Raw genomic sequence first — 6,418 nt, 5'->3', positions numbered from 1 at the left:
AACCCTGCCTTGGGCTGCGCCTTCGGTGCAGATGCCATCTTTTTTGCTGTAGGGGGAGCGTGCCATGGCAGGTAAAAAGTTCTCCCTGTTCGAGGTCATCCTCTCGGTTATCTGCGTCGTATTTACCATCGAGGCGGCCGCCCCGGCATCTGCCATGGGCAACGTGCAGTTCTTCTGGTGGGCCTTCCTCATCATCACGTTTTTGCTTCCCTATGGCCTGGTGGTGGCCGAGCTCGGTACGGCGTTCGATTCCGAGGGCGGCCTGTACGATTGGGTTCGCCTGGGCTTGGGCGACCGTTGGGGTGCCTGCTGCTCCTGGTGCTACTGGGTCAACTTCCCGCTGTGGGTTGCAAGTATCGCCTGTATGTTCCCCAGTGTCATCAATGCGGTATGGGGCATCGAATTTTCGCTCGGGGCCCGGATTGCCATCGAGCTTGCCTTTGTGTGGGGCGTCACGGTCATGGCGATGCACCCGGTGGCCGAGGCCGATTGGGTCATGGACGGCGGTGCCGTCATCAAGGTGCTCATTACCGCCGTGGTGGGAATCGTCGGCATCTGGTTTGCCTGCGATAACGGCTTTGCCAACGACATGTCGTTTAAGACCTTCATTCCAGATTTGGGCGACACCGATTCGTTGACGTACCTATCGATCATCCTGTTCAACTTTATGGGCTTCGAGGTGGTCGCGACCTTTGCCAGCACGATGAAAAACCCGTCGCGTGATATCCCCAAGGCGGTTATCGCCGGTGGCGTTGCCATTGCGGCAATCTACATTATCTGCGGCATCGGCATTGGAGCCGCGGTTCCCACCGAGCGGCTTTCTCTCGATTCGGGCATTGTGGACGCGGTCGCCGCCATGTTGGGGCGCAGCCATCCGCTGACGATGGTCGTGGGCGCGGCCTTTTTGGTGACGCTGTTCGCCAACATGATCTGCTGGAGCTTTGGCGTCAACAACATGGCGAGCTATGCCGCGCGTCACGGCAATATGCCGCGTCCCTTTGCGCTGGTGTCCAAGAGGACCGGCATGCCCAATGGCTCGGCACTCATTAACGGTTGTTTCGCCAGCCTGGTGCTGCTGCTTCAGATTCCGCTGGGCGAGGGCTCCGACGTCTTTTGGGTTTTCTTCTCGATGAACGTCGTCTTCCTGCTTATGAGCTATATTCCGATGTTCCCGGCGTTTTGGCGCCTGCGCAGATACGACGATCGCCCGCGCGTGTTCCGCGCGCCCTTCGAGGGCAAGGTGCTCGCGGTGGCACTTGCGATTCCCGTGGTGGAGCTTGTGCTTTCGATTGTCGCCACCATTGTGCCGCTCAACAGCTCACCCGCCGAGATGACAAAGTTGCCGATTCTCGTGGGCGTGGTAATCGGTGTGTTGTTGGGCGAGGTCTCGCGCCTCATATCGCGCCGCGGCCGCAGCGTCGATAATCCCGGCGTTGGTGCAAGGGGGACAGGTTTCTTTGCACCAAAACAGTAGCGCCGCGAGCTGCGCGGCGCTTGCTGCATCTTGGATTACCGCTCGCGGTGCTCGGGGTCAGAAGCGAGTTTAGGCGCAAAGTAGGGGACGTGTCCCAGGTAAGGGCAGCTGTCCGTACGTTCGTCGACAAGACAGGGGACATCGTCGTAGGTGAGTGAGTCGCTCAGGCGGGCGATGGCCTTGGCGGCAGGAGCGACGAGCATCTTGAGCGGTGCGATAGGCGCCATGGCATCTCCTTTTCTTCATGCGACCCGTGTTCTGGCGCGAATGTATACGTCGCCAGTCTAGCATCCCGTCGCGGAGAGTTCAAAACCAACACAAATGCGACGGCTATTTCTGCGCTATCTTCAACGTCTCAATCTGTAACGTCTAGCTTAATAAATCGCCTCTACTTGTTACAGATTGAGATAAACCGCCGGAGCGGGCCGTTTCCTTTCTGAACCACCACATAAGTGCCTGTTCCTTCTGTAGAGGTTTGGGTGTCGTATTGGCGTTTACCCAGATAAAACCTACCAAAATGACCCCGTCTACTCTTTGAGCCAGAGCCGACACTAATTCAAATGGCGAAATCAAAGGGCGTTCTCCGTATGGAGGGCGCCTTTTTTATCGCAGGATGTTTTGCGCGGCAGTCATAAGGCCCAGTCGGTTGCTGACGCCGAGCTTGCGATAGATGGCGTTGACGTGCTTCTTTACGGTCGACTCGCTTATGAATAGCTCGTTTGCCATCTGTTTGTTCGTTTTGCCGTCGAGCATGAGCCGCATGACTTCGGCTTCGCGCGGTTGGATATTATGTTCTGCAATGAAAGCATTCAGCTGGTTTGTGTCTTCGGTCTGGGTGAGTTTAATGCCCCGAGGATAGAGGTTGGCGAGCGTGAGGCTCGCGTGCCGAGCGATTTCGAGCAGGATTGCGAGCTCGGTGTCGGTAAAGTCTCCGGCCGTGCGTTCGCGAAACAGGGCGATGCTTCCTAGCGGGCTGTCGTTGTGCGCGAGCGTGGCCGTACAGCCAAAGTAGACGCCCTGCGGTTCCATCCATTTGCGATAGATGGGCGTGGCATCGCGTCGCTCGACGTCGACCAGGTCGAGGTCGCGGTAGACGCCGACCTTATGTAGGTCAAAGCTCCATGTTGTATAGTCCATCGCGGCGTAGCGGTTGTAGTAGTCGCTCAGTGCGCGGTCGTCCATTCCGCTGCTTGCAGGATGGACGTAGCGTGGGGTATCACTGTCCGCCGCCTCGATAAGGTCGAACATGGCGATCCGATGGGGCACGAGCCCTGTCGTTCCCTCGAGGGTCTCCTTTTGCAGCTTATCAATACCGTGTGATGCGTGGATTGCAAGCGCGAGCTCGTTGAGAGCAGTCCAGGTCGTACCGTCCAACTCAATAGTCTGCTGTTTATTGCATGGGGGCATAGGGCGTCCTTTCCATTGTGGAATCCAGTATGTCATGTTCTCGGCCTGAATAGAACTTTAGGTCAGCGAATGGTATACCGTCGGTCGTTGAAAGGGGCTCGAGGGACCATTGAGAACATCTCGGTGCGGCCGCATCATGGTCTCGTCAAGCAAAAGCACCGAGATTTAGGAGCTTGAAATGAAGACAATCTACGAGAGTGAATCCACGCCTAAGAAGGACGGGTTCTATATGCCCGGTGAGTATGAGGAGCAGGAGCGCACCTGGATTCTATGGCCGCACCGCTCCGACGTGTGGCGTTGCGGCGCCAAGCCGGCGCAGAAGGTCTTCACCGAGATCATCAAGACCGTTGCACGCTTTCAGCCCATCACTGTGGGCGTCAACACCGAAGACTTCCCCGCGGTGTGTGAGATCTTCGACGGCGTTGAGAACGTGCGCGTTATCCACATGGAGTACAACGACAGCTGGATTCGCGACCCCGGCCCGGCATTCCTCGTTAATGACAATGGTGAGGTGGCCCTTTCGCACTTCCACTTTAATGCTTACGGCGGCTTCATTGACGGCCTGTATTTCCCGTGGGACAAGGACGCTTCCATTGGCCTGCAAGTGGCACAGCTTGAGCAGGTTAACCGTTATCGTCCCGAGGATTACATCCTCGAGGGCGGCTCGTTCAACTGTGATGGTCAAGGCACCGTCGTGACCACCGAGATGTGTCTGCTCAACGAGGACCGCAACCCGCAGTACACCAAGGAGCAGATTGAGGAGAAGCTCTCTGAGTATCTCGGTATCGAGAAGGTTATCTGGATCAAGGACGGAATCGATCCGTACGAAACGAACGGCCATGTGGACGACGTCGCATGCTTTAGTGCGCCCGGCGAAGTCTGCTGCATGTGGACCGACGATCCCAACCACAAGTTCTACAAGGAGTGCCAGGAGGCGTACAAGACGCTCTCCGAAGCCACGGATGCCAAGGGTCGCAAGCTCAAGATCCACAAGGTGATCATGCCTGCGACATCGGTATATATGACCGAAGAAGAGGCCAGCACGATCGATCCCGTCGAGGGCGTGCTGCCGCGTACTCCCGAGGACGCTTTCGAACCGAGCTATCTCAATTTCCTGCCCATCAACGGTGCGGTGCTTGTACCGCAGTTCGGCGATCCCAATGACGCCCAGGCGCTCAAGGATATCCAAGCTGCTTATCCGGACCGCGAAGTCATCGGTATCATGACCCGTGAAGTTATCTACGGCGGCGGCAACATCCACTGCATCACCCAGCAGCAGCCTAAGGCGCGCTGTAAATAGCAGTTCCATGGTGAACAGCGCTTGATTGTCCGCACGCGAAAGTCCGCCGACTTCAATGGTCGGCGGACTTTTTGTGTGGTGGTTTCAGCTGAACGGCGGGCCGTGCGGCTTAGGTGTGCAGGCTAATCCTGCGTGTCGCCTCCGTACATGTAGACGATAAAGCCGTCGCCGGTGTCCTGGCTGTGATCTTCTAGGATGCGCTTCATGTTGAGGTGCTCGTAGAACTGCCAGTCGGAGTTGCAGTCGCTCATCAGGAAGAACTTGGTGCAGCCTGCCTTGGCGAGCTCGGCGCGCGCAAGGTCGATGAGTGCGCGGCCGAGTCCCTTGCCCTGCCACTCGGGAACAATGATGATCAGGTTGAGCTGGCCCTGGGCATACTCGTTGCCCGTGGCGGCAAAGCGGTCGGCCGTGGCCTTTTCACGACTGTCGCCAAAGAGCGAGCCCTCGAGCTTGGCATCGGCGGTCTTTGCCATCTCGGTTGCCTGGATAAACAGCTCGTCGTAACAGGGCTCCCAGGTGGGATTGGTACGCGGCTTGCCGTCCTCGAAGATGCCGATGCAGCAGGCGGCAATAATGCGGCCCTCGGCCTCGGCGACGAGTGCGATGGGGGAACGCTGCAGCTGCATGGCGATGTTAAAGCGTGCGCAGAAATCGGCGGCTTCGACGTCGCCGCGGTTGCGCAGCGTGTTGCACCACAGCTGGTTGTAGATGGCGGCGATGCCGGTCAGGTCATCAAGCGTGGCGGCGCGCAGGGCTACGTTCTCAAGGCTCATGGAGGCTCCTTCCAAGTTGGGTCAGGCCATCTATGAGTGTGACATGGACGCAGGACGGCCGCATCGACCATTCGGCAGACGAGCCTCGATTCCTCGGGGACGGAGGGTTCCAAGAGAGAATGAGAGCGGATTATCGGACGTCCGCTCGACGAGAGTGGATAATCTCCCACTTTTAGCGCTGATATAGGCCAAAAACAGGAGATTATCCACTCTCATTCTGGGTAGTCTTTGGGGACGTTCTTAAACGACTAGTCAAACAAGAACGTCCCCAACGACTACCATCGCCGAGACCATGGCCGGCCTCTCCGGCACCCGCATCACCGGCTAGTTTCGCCCATGCGCTGGGGTGGGGGATATGCGTCTTCCACCCTTCTTTTCTTTGGCTGGATTTTGCGCTGAAGACAGCGATCTGCATGTCTTTGGCGTAAAGTTTATCCTTAGCACATATCAATAAGCGAAAGGCCCGGTAGTGAGTACGTTCTGCTTCTTCTACGGAATCACATTCGTCTTGGTTTGCATGGTGGCGGTGTGCGTATCGGTATGCGCATACCTCGTCTCACATCGAACAAGCTACTTGACGGTCTCGGCCTTCTTTTTCTTCGACATGCTCGAAAGCGCCATCGTATTCCTCGATGAGTATCAGGGCAGTAAGATGATGGCAGATATCCTCAGCAGACAATTTCCCATGACTCACCCCATAGCGAAACTCGTCCTATCGATTGGAATCATGGCGAGCATGTGGGCATTTGCATTGGCGATCGTAAACAAGACGAGCCGGCTTCACATGCTCGTGCCCTGCATCGCCTTTTCTGCTTTCGAGGCCATGTCGCTTGTGTTGCAGCCCGATTCAATCAAACAACTCGCCTTTTATGCGTTGCGCTCCCTGTTCATGTTCGTGGCGTTTGGCATGATTTTCGTCTGCTACCGCAAAAGCAAGCCGTTGGCGCGAAAGAGCTTCTATGCACGCTACGGCAGGTTTCTTATTGTGATGGCTGTGTTGACGGCGTTTGTTCTGATAGAGGATGTACGCGTTCTCGGGCTGAATATTGGGCGGATCGAAGTCACCGATTACCTGTATTTTGCCTACGGCAGAAACATCCCAGAGAACATCATGAGCGTGGTGGCCGCGATATATACCGTTCGTGCGGCGTCGCGGATCTTGTCGTTGCGCTTTTCTGCTCCGCCCACAACGTCTGGCACCTCTGCCAAGCAGATTGCGGAGGTCCGCTTCTCGGCATTCTGCGACCAGCACGATATCTCCGCGCGTGAACGCGAAGTGCTCGACCTTCTGCTCGATGGCCAGGATAACCGCGCCATAGCGAATGAATTGTTTATCTCTGTCGGCACGGTCAAATCGCATGTTCACACGATATTCCGTAAATGCGGTGTCTCATCGCGGTCCGAGCTTCTTCAGAGCTTTTGGGCAGGTTAAAGGCAGGGTTATAGGGGATATAAGCCTCCGCT

Annotated in this window: 6 protein-coding genes; 3 read left to right on the top strand and 3 right to left on the bottom strand. The window is 56.7% G+C overall.

Annotated features, from left to right (window positions below; translation table 11 throughout):
• Positions 1-64 precede the first annotated feature (64 nt).
• The gene (locus tag ACTQ40_RS08490) at positions 65-1,474 is read left to right on the top strand and encodes an APC family permease (RefSeq protein ID WP_441563871.1); all 1,410 of its coding nucleotides are present in this window, start codon (positions 65-67) and stop codon (positions 1,472-1,474) included.
• A gap of 35 nt (positions 1,475-1,509) precedes the next feature.
• Here ACTQ40_RS08490 and ACTQ40_RS08485 read toward each other — a convergent pair whose 3' ends face one another.
• On the bottom strand, positions 1,510-1,701 hold the full coding sequence (locus ACTQ40_RS08485) for a hypothetical protein (RefSeq protein WP_427794893.1): 192 nt from the start codon (positions 1,699-1,701) through the stop codon (positions 1,510-1,512).
• 376 nt (positions 1,702-2,077) lie between these two features.
• Entirely contained in the window at positions 2,078-2,881 is an 804-nt protein-coding gene (locus ACTQ40_RS08480; RefSeq protein ID WP_441563869.1) for a helix-turn-helix domain-containing protein, read from the bottom strand.
• A gap of 178 nt (positions 2,882-3,059) precedes the next feature.
• On the opposite strand from ACTQ40_RS08480, the gene aguA reads away from it, so the two are divergent.
• Positions 3,060-4,181, top strand: coding sequence for an agmatine deiminase (gene aguA, locus ACTQ40_RS08475; RefSeq protein ID WP_154514946.1), 1,122 nt, complete (start codon positions 3,060-3,062; stop codon positions 4,179-4,181).
• Positions 4,182-4,303: 122 nt separating this feature from the next.
• On the opposite strand, the gene ACTQ40_RS08470 is transcribed toward aguA, so the two are convergent.
• Positions 4,304-4,954 (bottom strand): GNAT family N-acetyltransferase, encoded by a 651-nt coding sequence (locus tag ACTQ40_RS08470; RefSeq protein ID WP_441563867.1) that lies wholly within the window; start codon positions 4,952-4,954, stop codon positions 4,304-4,306.
• Positions 4,955-5,558: 604 nt separating this feature from the next.
• Here ACTQ40_RS08470 and ACTQ40_RS08465 point away from each other — a divergent pair.
• Positions 5,559-6,386 (top strand): LuxR C-terminal-related transcriptional regulator, encoded by an 828-nt coding sequence (locus tag ACTQ40_RS08465; protein WP_441563866.1) that lies wholly within the window; start codon positions 5,559-5,561, stop codon positions 6,384-6,386.
• Positions 6,387-6,418: the final 32 nt, after the last annotated feature.

It is taken from the genome of Collinsella sp. Sow4_D11 (genome assembly GCF_052116465.1).
Lineage (GTDB): Bacteria > Actinomycetota > Coriobacteriia > Coriobacteriales > Coriobacteriaceae > Collinsella.
This window is presented reverse-complemented; position numbering and strand designations above follow the sequence as displayed.

What these genes read in the sequence shown, in the direction of transcription:
- ACTQ40_RS08485 (WP_427794893.1), bottom strand. Translation starts at nt 1,701, where the DNA reads ATGGCGCCTATCGCACCGCTCAAGATGCTCGTCGCTCCTGCCGCCAAG.
- ACTQ40_RS08480 (WP_441563869.1), bottom strand. Translation starts at nt 2,881, where the DNA reads ATGCCCCCATGCAATAAACAGCAGACTATTGAGTTGGACGGTACGACC.
- ACTQ40_RS08465 (WP_441563866.1), top strand. Translation starts at nt 5,559, where the DNA reads ATGCTCGAAAGCGCCATCGTATTCCTCGATGAGTATCAGGGCAGTAAG.
- aguA (WP_154514946.1), top strand. Translation starts at nt 3,060, where the DNA reads ATGAAGACAATCTACGAGAGTGAATCCACGCCTAAGAAGGACGGGTTC.
- ACTQ40_RS08470 (WP_441563867.1), bottom strand. Translation starts at nt 4,954, where the DNA reads ATGAGCCTTGAGAACGTAGCCCTGCGCGCCGCCACGCTTGATGACCTG.
- ACTQ40_RS08490 (WP_441563871.1), top strand. Translation starts at nt 65, where the DNA reads ATGGCAGGTAAAAAGTTCTCCCTGTTCGAGGTCATCCTCTCGGTTATC.